Below are 17,041 nucleotides of genomic sequence, written 5' to 3'. Positions count from 1 at the left end.
GACCGTCCTTTTTTTGTTTAATCAATGCTAAATTTATACGATTCAATTTATTTGTTCGTTTTATTTGATCATTTTGCACATGACGCTGTGCGTAGAAAGGAACGATTATGCCAATTTACAATGCTCCTCTAGCAGACATGAAATTCATCTTAAATGATGTATTTAAAGCAGAACAATTTTGGCAGGCGAATGAAAACCTGGCTCATGTAGATGCTGCAACAGCTGAAGCAATTTTAGAAGAAATGGCGAAGTTTGCCCAAAACGTGACACATCCGTTAAACCGTACGGGTGATGAAGAAGGCGCACGTTGGGAAAATGGTGAAGTTTTCACCCCAGCAGGTTTTAAAGAAGCATTCCGTCAATACGCTGAAGGCGGCTGGATCGGCTTAGGTGCAGACGAAGAATGGGGCGGTCAGGCCATGCCAAAAATGCTGACTGTACTGTCTGATGAAATGCTATTCGCAACCAATCCATCATTCATGCTCTACCCGCTTCTTTCTGTGGGTGCAGGTATGGCTTTAAACAGCTATGCATCACAAGAGCAAAAAGAAACGTATTTACCTAAAATCTATTCGGGTGAATGGTCAGGTACGATGTGCTTAACCGAGCCACATGCAGGTACAGATTTAGGGATTATCAAAACTAAAGCTGAGCCGAATGAAGATGGTACGTATAACATTACTGGTACGAAAATCTTCATCACGGGTGGTGACAACGATCTAGCTGAAAACATTATTCACTTGGTACTTGCAAAAACTCCTAATGCACCTGCGGGTTCACGTGGCATTTCATTATTTATCGTACCGAAATTCCTAGTGAATGAAGATGGTTCTTTGGGCGAGCGTAACCCTGTTGGTCCAGGCTCAATCGAGCACAAGATGGGAATCAAGGCATCTGCAACTTGCGTGATGAACTTTGACGGTGCCAAAGGTTATCTTGTCGGTAAAGAAAACGAAGGTCTTGCTGCGATGTTCGTGATGATGAACTACGAACGTTTATCAATGGGTATCCAAGGTCTCGGTGCTTCTGAATTTGCTTATCAAAATGCGGCACAATACGCGACTGACCGTTTACAGGGTCGTAGCGCATCTGGCGTTCAATCTCCAAACAAACCAGCAGACAGCATTTTAGTGCATGGTGATGTACGTCGTATGTTGCTCAATGTACGTGCCAACAACGAAGCATCTCGTGCATTTGCGGTGTATGTTGGTCAACAGCTCGACATCACTAAATTCTCAACTGATGCTGAAGCCGTGAAGAAAGCCAACGACCGCGTTGCACTTTTAACACCAATCGCAAAAGCTTACCTCACTGACACTGCTTTCCAAGCGACTTTAGATGCGCAAATGGTCTTCGGTGGTCATGGTTATATCCGTGAATGGGGCATGGAACAATGTATCCGTGATCTTCGTATTGCTCAAATTTACGAAGGGACCAACGGCGTTCAATCTCAAGATTTAATTGGTCGTAAAACCATTAAATGTGGTGGTGCATTCATCGCAGAATACATCACAGAGATCCGTGACTTTGCCAATGATCTAGATACGGATTTAAACTTTATTAAAGATGCAACTCTTGACGCTGCAACTGAAATTGAAGCGATCACCCAGTTCATCATTGAACAAGCAGCTGAAAATGCAGAGTTCCCGAACTCAGCTGCGGTTGATTACCTACATGCTGTGGGTTTACTCAGCTTTGCTTATATGTTCGCAAAAATTGCGGCTGCTGCAAAAGACAAATCTGGTGATTTCTACCAAAACAAAATTGCATTAGCGCAATACTTTGTAGATCGTATCTTGCCTGAATTAGATGCACGTTTAGCGAAAATCAAAGCAGGTCCTGACTTGATCATGAACTTCAGCGAAGATTACTTCACCAATCAAGCTTAAGTCGCATTCAATCATAAAAACTGCCTCAATCTAGGTTGAGGCAGTTTTTTTATGCCTATAATAAAATGTGACTTTCTAATTGATTCTGCACTACAAGAAGATGGGATGACCTGGGAAGTTTCGGGATGAGGTGGGATGGAATGCTTGAGGCTTAATGGTTTCGGCAGATTTTTAAAGGGCAAAGCGAATTTTTTTACTTTGCCCTTTTTTCTGCACTAAATTTCTAATATTCGTCGATGTATAAATTTATTTATTATTTATTTTGCACTAGCCAGGGAGATTTAAAGACACTGTCTTTAAGCATGACTCTAAAAAATTATTAATTCCTGAAATATCACTACCATAAACGTCCATTTCTATCTTAACTCCATTAAATTCCACTTTTAACGATGTACGTTGCGTTTCTTGTTCCTCTGTATTTTGATTAAAAAATTTGAGGATGTTTGAATCAGGCATATTAAGCAGCACTCCTTATAAGATTTTTAATTGAAAGTTCCAGTGCTTCTACGTTCGAAGCGTTGTCAATATACAATGTGTAAATGGCAATAATCAACAAGGTTTTCTTGTCCTGCGACATAGTGCGTCGCTGACTAGACAGCTCGTTCTCTACTAAATAAATTGCTGTATTTAATAGCTTTTTATCAAAATTCTGTGTATGAGAATCTGTCAAAGCTGTGTACAACATCACAATAAACTCGGCCTTTGCGTCAGGCTTCATACTCTTATGCTGATCATGTAATGCTTGTTCGGTAGTTTCAAATGCTTGTTGCAATTTAGCTTTATCAATCGCTGTAGTAATTGTTAAGCCTTCAGATTCGATTTTATTATCCTGGCTAGACTCAGCACTAACGTTCGCAATAGAAGCGCTGTAAGGCTCTCCTACACCATTCTGAATCCAGATTTCATCCGCACCAGTAGCCGTAGCAATTTTACTGGCAACGGAATTATGCATTGTTCCATTGCCTTTGTTGAAAATTCCAAATGCTGTTGACCTAGAAAGCCCCACTCTACCAGTCCAACTATATAGGGACTCTTTTTCACCTCTTGGCATCTTGCTATGCACCTGAAGGAAATACATCCGCTTTTGAATTGGTGTCATTTCTTGTTCGTAATTAAATTCTTTGAATTGCGAACATTCATCAAAATTAAAATCCGAATAACGAACAACTAAATTGCTTTTATTATCAGTCATTTGATAGAAACACCCTTAAATTTGTTCGTAAATTCAATTACGAACTATTTACAACGAACTAATTACGAATTAATCTAGCGTTAGATTCAACAAACGTTGATTCTAACGATTTAAAAAAAAGCCTTAAAGGCACAGGTTATGGAGTTCTTATGGGTGCTATAGCAACCAACCCAAGCGAACAAATTTGGGATAAACATGCGATTAAAGCAGAAATTTGCCGTAAAGGTAAAAGCCTGTCCGCGCTCGCACGTGATCACAAAATGCCTGAATCTTCTATAAGAAGCGCTTTGATTAAGCCAACTTTAGAAGCAGAGCTAGTTATTTCTAACTTTCTTGAAAAGCCTTTATATGAGCTATTTCCAGACCGTTGGACGAAAGATAACAAGCGTATTTATCCACGTTATCGCAAGAGTGAATGTAAATGAAAGCCTATTACAGCATTGCTGATTTACAAGCACTTGAATTGCCAGGTTTACCAACGACCCGCCGAGGATTAGAAAAATACGTCCTAAACAAGCAATTCAAGTATAGAGAAGTTGCTAGTAGAGGGAAAGGTGGAATTAGAAAGGAATACGAACTAAATGATGAATTAAATCAACAAATAGTTCTAAAGCAGATGAAAAGCGAAATTCTAACGTCTCCTAATTACGAACAAAAATTAGAGGTTGTTGTAGCTGACAGTAGTTTGCCAAACGCTAATGACTTATTGAACTGGCAGCGTGAAGTAGCTGAGAACCGTTTGTTCGTAGTTCGTTTTATCCAGGGAAATATTCTCAATGGTATTAAAAAAACTAAAGCAGTCGAAATGTTTATCGAACAAGCTGCCGCTAAAAGTTTGCCTGAAGATATTCAAACGGCTGTTCGTAAAGCGAATGCTAAAGCTGGAGAAGAAAGAACAATAGGCCGCCGCTCTATTTTTGAATGGATGAAAGCTGTTGAAGATGCTGAGAAACACAAAATTAATTTGTTAAGCGTTCTCGCACCTAAACAACGCGTTACCACTATTCCAGCTTGGGCAAGTGCCTTACTTAAAGTTTGGGGACAACCACAGAAACCGACATTAACTGCCGCTTTGGAACTACTTCCAAACTATTTAGACGGCAAGACTGAATGTCCGACTTACTCCCAGGCTTACCGTTTCTTAAATGAAAAAGTCGGCAAAGTAGAGTTACAGAGGGGCCGTATGGGTACACGTGAATTAAAGAACATCAAGCCTTTTATTCGTCGTGATACTGAGAGTTTATTGGCTACCGATGTTTATACAGCAGACGGTCACTGTTTCGATGCGGAAGTAGCTCACCCTATTCATGGCAAGCCTTTTAGACCTGAAATCACATCAATTATTGATGTTGCTACTCGCCGAATTGTCGGCTGGTCAATAGACCTATCAGAGAATAAATGGGCTGTGCTTGATGCTATCCGCATGAGCGCTACTGAATGCGGAATTCCTGCAATCTTCTATGTTGATAACGGCTCAGGCTATAAAAATGAACTGCTGAAAGGTAGAGCTAACGGGATTTTAAGTCGCTTAAATGTGACCGTTACTCACGCTTTACCTTACAACTCTCAAGCCAAAGGGATCATCGAACGTAGTCACAGAACGTTATGGGTTAAAGCAGCCAAAAATTTACCTACTTATATGGGTAAAGACATGGACGCGGAAGCAGGGACAAAATCTCATAAATTGACGCGATCTGAAATCATTAAGTTCGGTCAAGCTAAAAGCTTGATGGCTTGGACTGATTTTGTGAACTACGCGGCAGGCATTGTCGAAGCTTATAACAACAAACCTCATAGCAGTCTAAAGCGTATTACTGACCCAGCAACTATGAAAACGCGTCACATGACACCGTTGGAAGCGTGGTCGGTAGCTGTAGACAACGAGTGCCCTATTGACCGCGTTGACAATTGGGATATTGAAAACTTCTTTAGACCAACTGAAGAACGAAAAGTGCGTCGCGGAGAAATCGAGTTATTCAGCAACCGTTATTTTCACCGCGATCTTGAGCAATATCACAATGAAATTGTGCAGGTCGGCTATGACATACATTGCGCCGAACGAGTAACTGTACGTGACTTAGACGGCAGGCTTATTTGCGTTGCAGTGTGGAATGACAATAAACGTGATTACTTCCCTAAAACGGTTGTCGAGAAAGCGCGTGAACAACGAGCTACAGGCCGTCTACGCAGATTAGCTGTTAAGCAAGCGGAAGCTGTTGCAGAACTAAACCCTCAACAAGTTATTGAACATATTGAGCAACAAAGCGTTATCAATTTCCCGTTACGTCGATCTGCGGATCAAATATTTGCGGAAATGGATGCTTTACCCGTTCGCCAAGAAAAGCAAATTTTCGATGTGAAACATCTCATTCCAGATGAACAAGGTGAACAACAGGCCGATGACAAAATCACTAGATGGATGCGTTTAGATCAACAAATTTTAACAGGAGAAGCGCTAACCCAGGAGGATAGAAAGTTTTGGGAGTTATTCCAACAATCGAAGAAATTCAAGCTTTTATGTAATGAAGATAAGCAGTTGCAACAGCACATTGAATCTACTGAGCAACTGCGTTTATCCAATGGCCTTTAGTCTTGTTGGCGCAAAACTAAAGTGATGACTTTGAACAAATTAAGGATGTATTAAATGAATATTTCTGTCAATAACGGCATTGCAAAGACTCGTAACATTGCTCAGTGCTACGACGCTGTAGTTCGGACTTTGGAGCGCAATCCTAACCTTCCAGGACTGGCGGGGTTATACGGGCCTAGCGGTTATGGTAAGTCATTTGCAGCTAATCACGTTGCAACTATGACAGGCGCGTTTTACGTGCAAGTTAAGTCAACTTATACGCGGAAATCATTCCTGCAAGCCGTATTACGCGAGATGTCTATCCCCGTTCCAACAACCTTAAATGAAATGATGGAGCTGGCAAGTGCAGAGCTTGCAAAGACACGAAAGCCATTAATTGTGGATGAATTTGATCACTTGGTGAATAGCTCGAAGGTTGAAATTGTCCGTGACTTATACGAGGCATCACAAGGCACTATTCTGGTTATCGGTGAAGAATTACTACCGAAAAAATTAGAAAAATGGGAACGTTTTCACGGGCGAGTTTTGAATTGGGCTGGTGCGCTTCCAACCGATCTGAATGATTGCCTACTTCTTAAAGAAATCTATGCGCCAGACATTCAAATTGAACAGCCAATCCTTGAGCAGCTTATAGCGGCTGTTAAAGGTTCGACCCGTCGTGTCTCAAGCAACCTAGAAATGATGAATGAGCTTGCCCTAGAAGAAGGCATAGACCTCATCACCACTAAAAACTTTAAACATGTTTTACATCATGGCTTCTTAACGGGCGAAAGCCCGAAGCCTCGCACATTTTGATAACGGATTATTGAACAGATGAACACTCATGTAAAAGCAGTTAAACAAGCTCCATACGCCGCACCACGTCAGCGTCTATGGACTGCTATTCGCAAAAGCGCCGCTGAATTTACAGCTAAAGCTGTCTGTGAAGAAGCGAAAATGAAATATGCGAGTGCTCATGACTATATCAAATCTTTAGAACTGGCTGGATTTATCCAGGAAACACGTAGAGAGCAAGTAGAAGGTCGCTCTAAAGCGATTCAGACGATCTTTTACAAGCTGATTAATGATGTCGGTTATACCGCGCCAATGGTGCGTAAAAATGGCGAGATTGTTCAGGAAATGTCTGCCCACCAAGCGATATGGAACACGCTAAGAATCACGGGCCATGCCTTCACAGCAGATGAAATTGCGAAGGTATCTAGCACTGACACCCTTGAAGTTAAAAGTGGTTCTGCATCGTTATTTTTAAAAGCGTTGCTTGATGCTGGCTATGTGCGCATTACGAAGCAATCGACATACCGCAAAAATGGGCAAGCAAAGTATCAATTAAAGCCGAACATGAATACTGGCGTTAAACCGCCCTCTATACGTCGAGCAGTCCAAGTTTTTGACTACAACTTAAACAAAATTATGTTTCAAGACACGCCGATTCTGGAAGAAGAACGCAAATACGGCCTGTCGAAGGATGAGGAATTAAAAAATGAATAACGCAATCAAATTTGAAACGCCAGCAACAGTAAACCCTGTGACCTATCAACATGGTGACCGCGCTCGTCTTGTTGCTGAGTTGGATCATCAACGTACACGTACAAGACTAGCTGAACAAGAACTCTTTCACAGCAAGCAGTTTTACCGCTGGTTTATTGCAATTTTAGTTCTTCTCATTGTCGCGATGTACGGGGGGCTTTGGTATGCAAAAACTATCTTGCAAACAGCTTGCTACTGACCCTCTACCGCTTTGGAAACAGTTAGTAAATGAACGGATTACTGAACTTAAAAGCATTCAAAAAGTTGCTGATGAAATTGGATATGCCCGTCCTAGCCTGTCACTCGCTTTAAGAGACAAATATATAGGCAGTACGGAGAAGTTAGAAAAGAAAGTTTTACAAGTGCTTGGGCAAGTTAATTGCCCATTCCTTGAAAAGTCGATTAGTCCAACCGAATGCAGAGTGTTTGAGACAAGAGATGCACCAACACAGAACCCTTCCGAGATGCGCCATTGGCGAGCTTGCCAGGGATGTGAAGTAGGTATTAACAAAAGGGTGAAAAAGTGACCGACAAAAAGTTTAAGTCTTGGACAACTAAAGAACTGAATGACCTAGTCGTAATGCATAAGGCAGGAGACACGGTAGAAAAAATTGCTGAATCAATGGGCCGTACTACCAGCGCAATTAGAGCGAAAAAGGAGTATCTGCGTACTCACGGGCTAATTGAATCAACTAAATCACATTGGACTACAACACAAGTTAAAACGGCAATTGAAATGCACAACGCTGGGATTACCCATAACGAAATTGCTAAAGCGATTTCACGTACCCGTTGTGCAGTAACCAACATGATTCAACGCCTTGTAGAACAGGGGCAAATTAAGAAGGAATTAACGCAATGAACCACGCTGTAAACCATATTCCAGAAGGATACCGCCAAGATATTCGAGGCCGTTTAGTTCCTATCACTCAAATCAAAGCAATTGATATTGAACGCAGTGATTTAGTGGAACGACTGATTAATGCAGCACGAGAAAAACAGTCGATTTTGCGCGAGTTTAAAGAATTGGTATTTGCTGATATTGCAGCCTTTATTGAACTTTCAGCCGAGCAATATGATGTTGTTATCGGGGGCAAAAAAGGCAACGTAACGCTTTATAGCTTTGATGGCCGTTACAAGATCATCCGTCAATGCCAAGACTACATTCGTTTTGATGAACGTTTACAAGCTGCTAAGGCCCTAATTGATGAATGCATTCAGTTATGGGCTGCCGATTCTAACGATAACGTTAAGGCTCTAATTAATGATGCCTTCCAAGTTGACCGCGAAGGGAAAATCTCTACTGGTCGAGTGCTTGGCCTACGTCGTTTGCAAATTGAAGACGACAAATGGGTGCGAGCTATGAAAGCCATAAGTGACAGCATCATCGTGACCGATAGTAAAGATTACGTTCGATTTTATGAACGTGATGATAAAGGTGTCTATCAGCCTATTTCTCTTGATTTTGCCAACGTGTAAAGCAAAGGAGAACTTATGGGAACCTCAGCCACTACCCAAGCTTTTAGACGATTGATCCGTGAGACGCGGTCAAAGAGCGAGAGCGCAAACGCCTTTGATTTTTTAATTGAGAATGACCTACGTGTTGAGCATGTATTTAACCTCAGCGGGTATTACGAATATCACGTTCTCAATAAAAATAATGAATGTATCGCTAAGAATACTGCCCGTCCATTAGCCATTCAATCAGCAATGAATATCCTTCGATAAAAGCGAAACACAGGCAAATGCCTGTGTCTGCCAGCCGTCGTGGGCTGGTACTGACGAGCAGCGAGGTCTTATGCAAACTTTTTTATTATGCGTTGTAGTTTCTATTGTTTTTTATCTTGTTGGATATTCCAGTTGTTTAAGTACCTATTACCAACGGGCTGAAAAAAAAGAACCTTTTGAAGCTAAAGGAAAAATCTATCGCATGGTTGAAATTCAAGTTAAGGAAACAGAATAGATGATCAAAATTGAAGATTTAGAAAATTTACCGCCTGAAGTGGTGGAAAGTTTGGGAGAAGTAGCGTGAAGACTATGAGGCTTACAGATCAGGAAGTTCGCAAGATTTTAGAAGGCCGTTCTGAGATACACCATCAAAAAGCTACACGGGCTTTCCAGCTTAAAGCTATTCGAGTTGCAAATGATTATTTCGAATGGTGTAAGGAGAAAGGATTCTATACGCCTGATTTCGGAACTTTTGTTAATTCATTTTGCTATGAGGAAGATGATTGCAAAATCATGTGCGAAGCAGTTAAACAAATTTGGAAGCTGGTATTTTCATTTCAAATTCCAAAGGAGAAACCTCAATGTTAATTATTGCGTATTTCGTTGTGTTTTTTATTGGTGTGGTTGCCTGTTTTAATGAGGCTAAAACTGATTTAGTCGCTCTTAAAAATAACGGCTTAACTGTATTTGAAAAACGAGCTTATGCGGCTAAAGCTGGGGTGGCAATTGTTTTAGCTGTAGCGGGCTTAGGTGGATTAATACAAGCGGCAATGAAGGTGATCTAATGGCTACCCTATCAAAAGAAGATAAAGCGTTTGTGCTTGAGCAGCTTAATTCACAGCTTAAAACGGTAAATTTAAAATGTGATGAATTTAAAATCAGCCTGGCACTTGAACGTTTTGAATTAAAACTGATTGTCGGAATTTATGTTAACGATAAACTTGAGGGCAAATGGTTTACCAAACCTGAAGATTATCCATTCACAAAATATTTGCCTGTCAAAAGGAAAAATAGATATTCCCCATTAAAAAAACAGAAAATTATTAAGCTCTATGGAAAACGTAGAGCTTATAAAGAATTTCCCGATCTTGATGAGGTTATAGAAAGACCCTGGCCTTTCTTTAATACGTCGCGAGCAGCTTTAAACCATTTGCTTAAAGTTAGTGATTCTATCGAATTAATTAAGGAGTCAACGGCTCGTGAAAGTCTTAGCAAAATTGCGTAAAAGCCGTATTGCTGCAATTCACATGGGTAAAAACAAGCTCGGACTCGATGAAGAAACTTATCGAGACTTGCTTGAGCAGGTCGCTGGCAAGCGATCTGCTAAAGACATGACCGATGATGAATTGGTAAAGGTTTTAAAGCACATGGAAACACTGGGTTTTTCTAAACCAGAGTTCGGGCAAAAGCCTAAAGCAGCACTTACCAAACAACAGCTTATTGATAAAATTGAAGCCTTGCTTGCTGATAGCGGCAAACATTGGAATTACGCTCACGGATGCGCGCGTAATATGTTTAAAAAAGACCAGGTTCAATTTTGTACTGAATATGAGCTTTGGAAGATAGTTGCTGCTTTAGAAATAAATAAAAAAAGGAGCGCTTCAAAATGAAACATGATGAGTTTCTTGACAAACTACCAGAGAATTTAAGGATTATTATTCAGTTAACAGACTATCGCACAGCTATGACTTTGATTAATCAATTCGGTGGGACAGATTATAAGTTTCCCCCATTGAAAACCATTAAAGAAGATCATGAGCTTGCAGAGTTATTAGGATTTAATAACTTGATTAAATTATGTCAGTTCTGGAATGGTGATACTGTTTATATTCCAAAGTCTGACCGCTATATAGGCTTATTGCGTGATGAGCGTATCAAACAAGATTTAAACGAATTAGGAGCATCAACCGATATACAAGATCAAATAGCCAAAAAGTACAAAGTTACTGCCCGTTGGGTTAGAAACGTTAGAAAGAAAATGTTAGATAAAGATGAAAGTAAAAAACCGAAAACAAACCAACTTGATTTTTTCTCATAAGCTGAGTAAGTCAAAAAATACCGCCTTTATAGGCGGTTTATTTTTGGAAATTGTTCCAATAAATAATTTATCAAAAGGCTCAAATAATAATCAAACGATAAATATGAGTTTTTATAAAAATGCAAGTTACGAAGAATTTCACAATTGCAGAATTATTACATAGTAATACTGCTGTTCGTAAAGGGCTGGATAACACCCCTTCTGTAGATCATCGAGCAAATTTAATCACTGCATGCCATGAGTTATTTCAACCCGTGCGCGACGCATTGAATAAACCAATGTTGATCAGTTCTGGATACCGTTCCCCTTCCGTTAACAGAGCTGTTGGCGGAAGTAAAACCTCGGCTCACTGTGTCGGCTATGCAATTGATTTTATTTCCCCTTCTTTTGGTGAACCCGCAGCGGTAGCAAAATTTCTTGCCAAAGAGTTGCCTAAACGTGGAATTAAGTTTGATCAAATCATTCTTGAGTTCGATCAATGGGTTCACATCGGGTTTAAGAATCAATCAGGCGAGCAACGCGGACAAGTTTTAACCGCTAAAAAAGTTCATGGTGTCACTCAGTATTCTAACGGGATCAAATAATCATGGCTAAAAAAATTAAACGTCCTATTCGCCCTCTGTTACAACTTAAACGGGTGGAAAAACACATTGCTGAAAATAAGCATATGTCGGGCTTAATTAGTAATCTATATAACGAGCAAAGCGGCAAACTCGATTACTCATGGAAAGACGGCTATAGCACTGGCGTAAAAGATACTGAGGGCCTTTATAAGCCTCAAATTAAAGAGAAAGACGCTAAACTGCTTGAACAGGCTGTAAAGCATCAAAAATCAATCACAAAATTAAAGTCGGAACTTGAGGCTAAAGAATCAACAAATCAAATAGCTATGGTTCAAGGAGAGACTTTAAAAACAGGCTTCTTAGTTCCAAATTGGAAACACGGGTGGAAATGGATTTCCACATGGTTATTTGCATTAATTGGATATATCCAGTTATACGGTATTCCACCCGAATTATTGCAGTTACTTCCTGGCTCAACACAGCCACAAATTACGGCCTTATTGGCTGTCATGGGCTTCGCTTTCCGCTTTGTTAATCAAAGTAAGCCTACCTCTTTAGAACCCCTTCCAGAAGATAAGGGGGGTGCATGACCCTTACCCTTGAGCCGTACCATGTTTTTCTGATTGTTACAGCAATCATTGGTGCATTTTTCACTATGTTCAAAATGCTGGGTTCGCAGATCAATGCGAACCTTCAGCACAATTTTGCGGCCACCAATGAACGCATTGAGCGGGTGTCTAAACAAAATGAAAAAAGCCAAGACGATTTACGAGAACTTGAACGGAAGTTTCACCAGTTCGAAGTCAGTCTACCTAAAAACTATGTGCATAGAGACGACTTTGTTCGTAGCCAATCAATCATTGAAGCCAAGTTAGATAGCGTGGCCTCAAAACTGGAAACAGTTCAAATCAGACAAGGGGTTTTAAAGTGAGTGACTTAGATAAAGCACGACGAGAAGGTACACGCTGGCTTTTACTTATTTCATTAAACAGAGCGCGTCCAATTGGTTGCTCGGATGCCATTTTATTGGATGTTGTAAATGCCCTTTACCCGCGTACTACGGTTGTGGAATTACATAGCCAGCTTGAATATTTGCAAAATAAAAAACTGGTTGAAATTGATCGTAAACCAGATGGTCACTGGAATAGCAAATTAAACAGTGAAGGCATTGACGTGGTTGAATACACGACAGAATGCCCGCCAGGTATTGCACGTCCTGCAAAGTATTGGGAAGGTAATTAACTATGGCGCGTGAATCTGCAATCGACTCATTAAATCCCGAAGATAAGCAGTGGCTTGATCGTCGTTTCATGGACTGTGGCTTTAATGGCTATGAAGAAATTGCAGCCATTCTTGCTGAACGTGGCTATAACATTGGTAAATCTAGCATCCACAGATACGGCCAAAAATTAGAACAAAAACTTTCAGCAATTACGGCCAGCACTCAGGCAGCTTTATTATTTAAAGATGCCATCAAAGATGACGGTGAGGCCCTAAACTCTGCCATGCTTTCAATGGTTCAATCTGGCTATTTCGAGTGTTTTATTTCTTTACAAGAATTGAATGACGAAATGCCACCTGAAGAACGTCTAAAGTTGTTATCAAAAGTTAGTAAAGGCGTTGCGGAAATTTCAAAAGCTTCTGTAAATCAGAAAAAATGGGAGCTGGAAGTTAGAGACAAAGTCGAAGCTGCTGCTAAAGCTGTTGAAAATATCGTTAAAAAAGGCGGCTTATCTCAAGAGTCAGCGGATGAGATTCGTTCAAAAATTTTGGGGATCACTAAAAAATGACAATGAACCCTACTCCTTTAGCTGATTTATTGCCTGATTTTAGCCGCGCTCCTGCGGTCTTATTGCCGTATCAGCAGGATTGGGTTGCGGATGAGAGTCCGTTAAAAGTAGCTGAAAAATCTCGTCGTATCGGCCTTACATGGGCCGAGGCCGCAGACGTGGCCTTAATCGCCTCAACCTCTCCCGAAGCTGGGGGGCAGAATATCTATTATGTTGGCTACAACAAAGATATGACTGTGGAATTTATCCAGGCGTGCGCTATGTGGGCAAGAGCCTACGACTTAGCCGCTGCTGAGATTGAGGACGGTATTTGGGAGGATGGGGATAAACAGATTCAAACGTTTATTATCCGTTTCCCTAAATCTAATCTGCGTATTGAGGCGCTTACAAGCCGCCCTTCGAACTTACGTGGCCGTCAAGGCATCTTGGTCATAGATGAGGCTGCCTTCCATGATGATTTAGATGAATTGATTAAGGCCGCAATGGCGTTCTTAATTTGGGGCGGTAAAGTTAGAATTATTAGTACCCATGATGGCGAAGATAATCCTTTTAATACGTTGATCCAAGAGATTAGGGCGGGTAAACGTAAAGGCACAGTACACCGAACAACATTTAGTGAAGCCGTTCAACAAGGCCTTTATAAGCGAGTTTGTTTACGGAAAAACATTGAATATGATCCTGACGTCGAGAAAGAATGGGTTGATGAAATTTATGCTTTCTATGGTGATGGGGCAAATGAGGAATTAGACGTTATTCCTAGTCGTGGCGGTGGCAAATGGTTAAGCCAATCACTACTAGACAATAGGAAAGACGCGTCCATTCCAGTTATTAGATTCTATCCGCCTGAAGGATGGGACAACTTTGACCAGATTAAAGAAGATACTCGTAACACGGAAGTAAAAGAGTTCTTTAATGAACATCTAAAGCCGCTTCTTGAAAAAATTGATCCAACAAGCAAAAACTTTTATGGGCTGGATTTCGCACGTAAAAAAAATGCCTGCTCAATGTGGATTTTGACCGAGGATAAGAACTCAAGAAAGTCATGTCCTTTTGTTTTTGAAATGTTTAAAACGCCATACAAACAACAGGAAGAATTTTTAAAACTCATCGTTAAGATGCTCCCCCATTTTTGTAAAGGCGCGCACGATGCTGGAGGTAATGGCGGCTATTTAGCGGAAGCCATGCAAGTAATTTACAGTGACCGCATTGAGGCCATTTCATTAACTGAAAGTTGGTATAGGCTCAATACGCCTCATTTCAAGGCTTCGCTTGAAGATGGGGACATTATCAATATGCCAGCAGATCAAGATATTCTCGAAGATCACCGCGCTTTCGTAATGATCAATGGTGTCGCCCGCATCCCAGCTACAGGATCGAATAGCAATAATAAAGATCGTCACGGTGATAGTGGAATCGCTCATTTACTTGCTGACTATGCAACTTGCCACCCTGAAGCACCAATCGAGTTCAAGGCAATTCCAACTGCTGAAGAACTTGAAACAATGGATGATGATGACTTTTGGGACTTGGGCGAAGGACTTTGGTCACAGATTATATTTGTGGAAATAATTCCATTTTTACTTTTTATCTTTGGATTTAAGCTGTTTAGAACGGGGTGACTATATTTGCTGACACAAATATAGCCTCCCTTGACAATCTAGGTGTCTCAAGCGCAGCCCCGTTGCTCTGTACAAAGCAACGTTAGGCTATCAAAAATTCTAACGCTTTTGCACAAGGTTCTAACATGCAGCTTATTAATTGCCGATCATGTGGTCGGCTTTTAGCCAAAGGGACTTATATTTCTTTAGAAATTAAATGTTCACGTTGTAAATCAATCAATTCTTTGAGCGTCCAGAACGCCCCGCTAGATTGCCTAGAGCAACTTTCGGAGTGTCATAATGACAAGCCTAAACCCAAAAGCCCCCGCTAAAAATGGCTATAAATATAAGCCTCAGTGGGGCGTTTTAATTCATTGCAAAGATGAAAAACATCAACAAGCCATCTATGAAAAAAATAAGTCTAAAGGACTTAAATGTAAGGTGCTGTCTTTATGAAAATAGATATTCATCATTCATGCAAAGATTTTGAAAGCTATCGTGCAGCGCGTGTAAAGAGCTTGTTTAATGTCGAATCTGGCGCTGACGTTTCTATTCAAGCCGACTTACCTATCGAGGACACAGGCTGGAAAATAGGTGTGATCGTCGGGGCAAGTGGTACTGGTAAAACCAGTATTGCAAAACGCATTTGGGAGAATGTAAATATCTATTCTCCAGATTGGTCAATTGATAAGGCAATCATTGATGACATTACACCAGATCAACCATTTGAAAGTGTGCCTGCTGCCCTATCCGCTGTGGGCTTAGGTACTGTCCCCGCCTGGTTGCGCCCTTATCATGTTTTAAGCAACGGTGAGCAATTCAGAGCTAACCTTGCCCGCGCTGTATGTGAAGCACCTGAACGGTTAATTATTGATGAGTTTTCATCCGTAGTGGATCGCCAGATCGCTTGTATAGGTGCTGGAGCATTTGCTAAAGCTTGGAAGCGAACCAACGGCCAAGCCGTGCTTGCTACATGCCATTATGATGTGCTTGATTGGCTAGAACCAGATTGGGTATTTGATACCAATACGGGCCAATTTTACGGGAGGTCGGAAAGGCGAAGACCTCATTTCAAAATGGAAATCTTCCAAACAAACTGGAAATATTGGCCTTTTTTTGAAAAGCATCATTATTTGAAAATGCCTCACATGATAGCTGCAACAAACTATGTCGCTGCTGTAAATGGAGAGCTGGTAGCTCATTTGGCTGTATCTACAAGACCAGGACTTATCGAGGCCCGATCTTGCAGATTAGTTGTTTTACCTGAATGGCAAGGTGCTGGTGTCGGTATGAGATTTTTAAATGCAGTTTCGGAAATGTGGCTGCAAGGTGAAAATCGTTATGAGAAACCCATGCGCACAATATTTCATACTTCCCATCCTGGCCTAGCATCCGCATTGCGTCGAGACCCAAAATGGACACAAATTAGTGGCCGCTTGATTGGTGACACCGCATCCAAAGCACTAAACGGTAACGCTAAATATGGTGGACATTGGCGGGCCGTACAGGGCTTTAGATTTTTGGGGAGCAATTACCATGATTAAAGTAATGGTTGTAGGCCAGAAATGGTTAGCCGAGCAAATACTTTTGCTCTGTATGGATGAAAGTTATGAAGTGGCGGCGGTAGCTCCCCCCTCTCATGATGACCGTTTAGCTAAGACCGCAAAAGGCTTTGATATTCCCGTTAGAATCGCGCCTAAGCGATTAGATGCTAAGGACGTGCCTGATGATATTGATTTAATTCTTTGCGCTCATACGCATTGTTATATCGCCGCTGAAGCAAGACAGAAATGTAAACTCGGCGCAATAGGTTTTCATCCAAGCTTGTTGCCAAGCTATAAAGGAAAAAATGCGATTCAAGATGCCATCAATGCGGGTGAAAATGAAACAGGAGGAAGTATATTTTTACTTGATGACGGCTGGGATACGGGACAAGTCTTATTTCAGCAAACTTGTATGATTGGCTCTCAAGATACAGCCCAAAGTTTATGGATAAATAAACTTGCTCCAATGGCCCTAAATATGTTTCGGGAGCTATTAATTAACCTGCAAGTTAAGGAAGCACTTCCAATGTAATTTAGTACCCTATCTATTCACCATTAAGCATGATTCGAATTGTGCTTAAT

27 protein-coding genes and 1 other RNA gene are annotated in these 17,041 nt (G+C 41.0%); 26 read left to right on the top strand and 2 right to left on the bottom strand.

The genetic code is table 11. The features are described from left to right. Positions 1–107: 107 nt before the first annotated feature. Positions 108–1,889 carry an acyl-CoA dehydrogenase C-terminal domain-containing protein gene (locus IEV36_RS04465; protein ID WP_005259466.1) on the top strand — a complete coding sequence of 594 codons (1,782 nt, stop codon included), beginning with the start codon at positions 108–110 and terminating at the stop codon, positions 1,887–1,889. A 267-nt stretch (positions 1,890–2,156) separates the two neighbouring features. Here IEV36_RS04465 and IEV36_RS04460 read toward each other — a convergent pair whose 3' ends face one another. Both IEV36_RS04460 and IEV36_RS04455 read right to left on the bottom strand, forming a co-directional pair. After that, positions 2,157–2,345, bottom strand: a complete 189-nt coding sequence (locus tag IEV36_RS04460) for a hypothetical protein (RefSeq protein ID WP_005259467.1) — start codon at positions 2,343–2,345, stop codon at positions 2,157–2,159. 1 nt (position 2,346) lies between these two features. Next, positions 2,347–3,081, bottom strand: coding sequence for a hypothetical protein (locus IEV36_RS04455; RefSeq protein WP_005259468.1), 735 nt, complete (start codon positions 3,079–3,081; stop codon positions 2,347–2,349). A gap of 149 nt (positions 3,082–3,230) precedes the next feature. Here IEV36_RS04455 and IEV36_RS04450 point away from each other — a divergent pair, with 149 nt between their 5' ends. The 25 genes from IEV36_RS04450 to IEV36_RS04330 all read left to right on the top strand — a co-directional run bounded on the left by IEV36_RS04450 (position 3,231) and on the right by IEV36_RS04330 (position 16,991). Then, positions 3,231–3,506: a helix-turn-helix domain-containing protein gene (locus tag IEV36_RS04450; RefSeq protein ID WP_005259469.1), complete on the top strand. Its 276-nt coding sequence runs from the start codon at positions 3,231–3,233 to the stop codon at positions 3,504–3,506. Beyond that, entirely contained in the window at positions 3,503–5,671 is a 2,169-nt protein-coding gene (locus IEV36_RS04445; protein ID WP_005259470.1) for a Mu transposase C-terminal domain-containing protein, read from the top strand. Before IEV36_RS04450 ends, IEV36_RS04445 begins: the two co-directional genes overlap by 4 nt. A gap of 54 nt (positions 5,672–5,725) precedes the next feature. Then, complete coding sequence (locus IEV36_RS04440) at positions 5,726–6,466, top strand: AAA family ATPase (protein ID WP_005259471.1); 741 nt, start codon at positions 5,726–5,728, stop codon at positions 6,464–6,466. An 18-nt stretch (positions 6,467–6,484) separates the two neighbouring features. After that, a complete protein-coding gene (locus IEV36_RS04435) occupies positions 6,485–7,159 on the top strand; it encodes a hypothetical protein (RefSeq protein ID WP_005259472.1) in 675 nt (224 codons plus the stop codon). Next, complete coding sequence (locus tag IEV36_RS04430; RefSeq protein WP_005259473.1) at positions 7,152–7,397, top strand: hypothetical protein; 246 nt, start codon at positions 7,152–7,154, stop codon at positions 7,395–7,397. Before IEV36_RS04435 ends, IEV36_RS04430 begins: the two co-directional genes overlap by 8 nt. Further along, positions 7,363–7,725 (top strand): hypothetical protein, encoded by a 363-nt coding sequence (locus tag IEV36_RS04425; protein ID WP_005259474.1) that lies wholly within the window; start codon positions 7,363–7,365, stop codon positions 7,723–7,725. The genes IEV36_RS04430 and IEV36_RS04425 overlap by 35 nt, the downstream gene beginning before the upstream one ends. Beyond that, positions 7,722–8,060, top strand: a complete 339-nt coding sequence (locus tag IEV36_RS04420) for a hypothetical protein (protein ID WP_005259475.1) — start codon at positions 7,722–7,724, stop codon at positions 8,058–8,060. The genes IEV36_RS04425 and IEV36_RS04420 overlap by 4 nt, the downstream gene beginning before the upstream one ends. Next, the gene (locus tag IEV36_RS04415) at positions 8,057–8,677 is read left to right on the top strand and encodes a DUF3164 family protein (RefSeq protein ID WP_005259478.1); all 621 of its coding nucleotides are present in this window, start codon (positions 8,057–8,059) and stop codon (positions 8,675–8,677) included. The genes IEV36_RS04420 and IEV36_RS04415 overlap by 4 nt, the downstream gene beginning before the upstream one ends. 15 nt (positions 8,678–8,692) lie before the next feature. Next, a complete protein-coding gene (locus IEV36_RS04410) occupies positions 8,693–8,926 on the top strand; it encodes a hypothetical protein (RefSeq protein ID WP_005259479.1) in 234 nt (77 codons plus the stop codon). Continuing rightward, positions 8,927–8,993: hammerhead ribozyme type II (locus IEV36_RS04405), an RNA gene on the top strand. Positions 8,994–8,996: 3 nt separating this feature from the next. After that, positions 8,997–9,161 (top strand): hypothetical protein, encoded by a 165-nt coding sequence (locus IEV36_RS04400; protein ID WP_005259480.1) that lies wholly within the window; start codon positions 8,997–8,999, stop codon positions 9,159–9,161. Positions 9,162–9,235: 74 nt separating this feature from the next. Further along, complete coding sequence (locus IEV36_RS04395) at positions 9,236–9,514, top strand: hypothetical protein (protein ID WP_227591680.1); 279 nt, start codon at positions 9,236–9,238, stop codon at positions 9,512–9,514. Then, positions 9,508–9,711 carry a hypothetical protein gene (locus IEV36_RS04390; RefSeq protein WP_005259482.1) on the top strand — a complete coding sequence of 68 codons (204 nt, stop codon included), beginning with the start codon at positions 9,508–9,510 and terminating at the stop codon, positions 9,709–9,711. The genes IEV36_RS04395 and IEV36_RS04390 overlap by 7 nt, the downstream gene beginning before the upstream one ends. After that, positions 9,711–10,151 (top strand): hypothetical protein, encoded by a 441-nt coding sequence (locus tag IEV36_RS04385; RefSeq protein ID WP_005259483.1) that lies wholly within the window; start codon positions 9,711–9,713, stop codon positions 10,149–10,151. Before IEV36_RS04390 ends, IEV36_RS04385 begins: the two co-directional genes overlap by 1 nt. Next, positions 10,126–10,536 (top strand): gp16 family protein, encoded by a 411-nt coding sequence (locus tag IEV36_RS04380; RefSeq protein ID WP_005259484.1) that lies wholly within the window; start codon positions 10,126–10,128, stop codon positions 10,534–10,536. Before IEV36_RS04385 ends, IEV36_RS04380 begins: the two co-directional genes overlap by 26 nt. Further along, positions 10,533–10,964 carry a Mor transcription activator family protein gene (locus IEV36_RS04375; protein ID WP_005259485.1) on the top strand — a complete coding sequence of 144 codons (432 nt, stop codon included), beginning with the start codon at positions 10,533–10,535 and terminating at the stop codon, positions 10,962–10,964. The genes IEV36_RS04380 and IEV36_RS04375 overlap by 4 nt, the downstream gene beginning before the upstream one ends. Positions 10,965–11,083: 119 nt before the next feature. Next, positions 11,084–11,548 (top strand): D-Ala-D-Ala carboxypeptidase family metallohydrolase, encoded by a 465-nt coding sequence (locus IEV36_RS04370; protein WP_005259486.1) that lies wholly within the window; start codon positions 11,084–11,086, stop codon positions 11,546–11,548. Positions 11,549–11,550: 2 nt separating this feature from the next. Continuing rightward, positions 11,551–12,117, top strand: a complete 567-nt coding sequence (locus IEV36_RS18760; protein WP_005259487.1) for a DUF7940 domain-containing protein — start codon at positions 11,551–11,553, stop codon at positions 12,115–12,117. Then, positions 12,114–12,458, top strand: coding sequence for a hypothetical protein (locus IEV36_RS04360; protein ID WP_005259488.1), 345 nt, complete (start codon positions 12,114–12,116; stop codon positions 12,456–12,458). Before IEV36_RS18760 ends, IEV36_RS04360 begins: the two co-directional genes overlap by 4 nt. Further along, entirely contained in the window at positions 12,455–12,769 is a 315-nt protein-coding gene (locus IEV36_RS04355; RefSeq protein ID WP_005259489.1) for a hypothetical protein, read from the top strand. The genes IEV36_RS04360 and IEV36_RS04355 overlap by 4 nt, the downstream gene beginning before the upstream one ends. A 2-nt stretch (positions 12,770–12,771) precedes the next feature. Continuing rightward, positions 12,772–13,317, top strand: a complete 546-nt coding sequence (locus tag IEV36_RS04350) for a DUF3486 family protein (RefSeq protein ID WP_005259490.1) — start codon at positions 12,772–12,774, stop codon at positions 13,315–13,317. Next, positions 13,314–14,936: a hypothetical protein gene (locus IEV36_RS04345; protein ID WP_005259491.1), complete on the top strand. Its 1,623-nt coding sequence runs from the start codon at positions 13,314–13,316 to the stop codon at positions 14,934–14,936. Before IEV36_RS04350 ends, IEV36_RS04345 begins: the two co-directional genes overlap by 4 nt. Before the next feature lie 125 nt (positions 14,937–15,061). Then, positions 15,062–15,247, top strand: a complete 186-nt coding sequence (locus IEV36_RS18940; RefSeq protein WP_081402416.1) for a Com family DNA-binding transcriptional regulator — start codon at positions 15,062–15,064, stop codon at positions 15,245–15,247. 120 nt (positions 15,248–15,367) lie between these two features. Continuing rightward, the gene (locus IEV36_RS04335; protein WP_005259495.1) at positions 15,368–16,459 is read left to right on the top strand and encodes a GNAT family N-acetyltransferase; all 1,092 of its coding nucleotides are present in this window, start codon (positions 15,368–15,370) and stop codon (positions 16,457–16,459) included. After that, entirely contained in the window at positions 16,452–16,991 is a 540-nt protein-coding gene (locus IEV36_RS04330) for a formyltransferase family protein (RefSeq protein ID WP_005259497.1), read from the top strand. Before IEV36_RS04335 ends, IEV36_RS04330 begins: the two co-directional genes overlap by 8 nt. Positions 16,992–17,041 lie beyond the last annotated feature (50 nt).

It is taken from the genome of Acinetobacter vivianii (assembly GCF_014635885.1).
GTDB lineage: Bacteria > Pseudomonadota > Gammaproteobacteria > Pseudomonadales > Moraxellaceae > Acinetobacter > Acinetobacter vivianii.
This window is presented reverse-complemented; position numbering and strand designations above follow the sequence as displayed.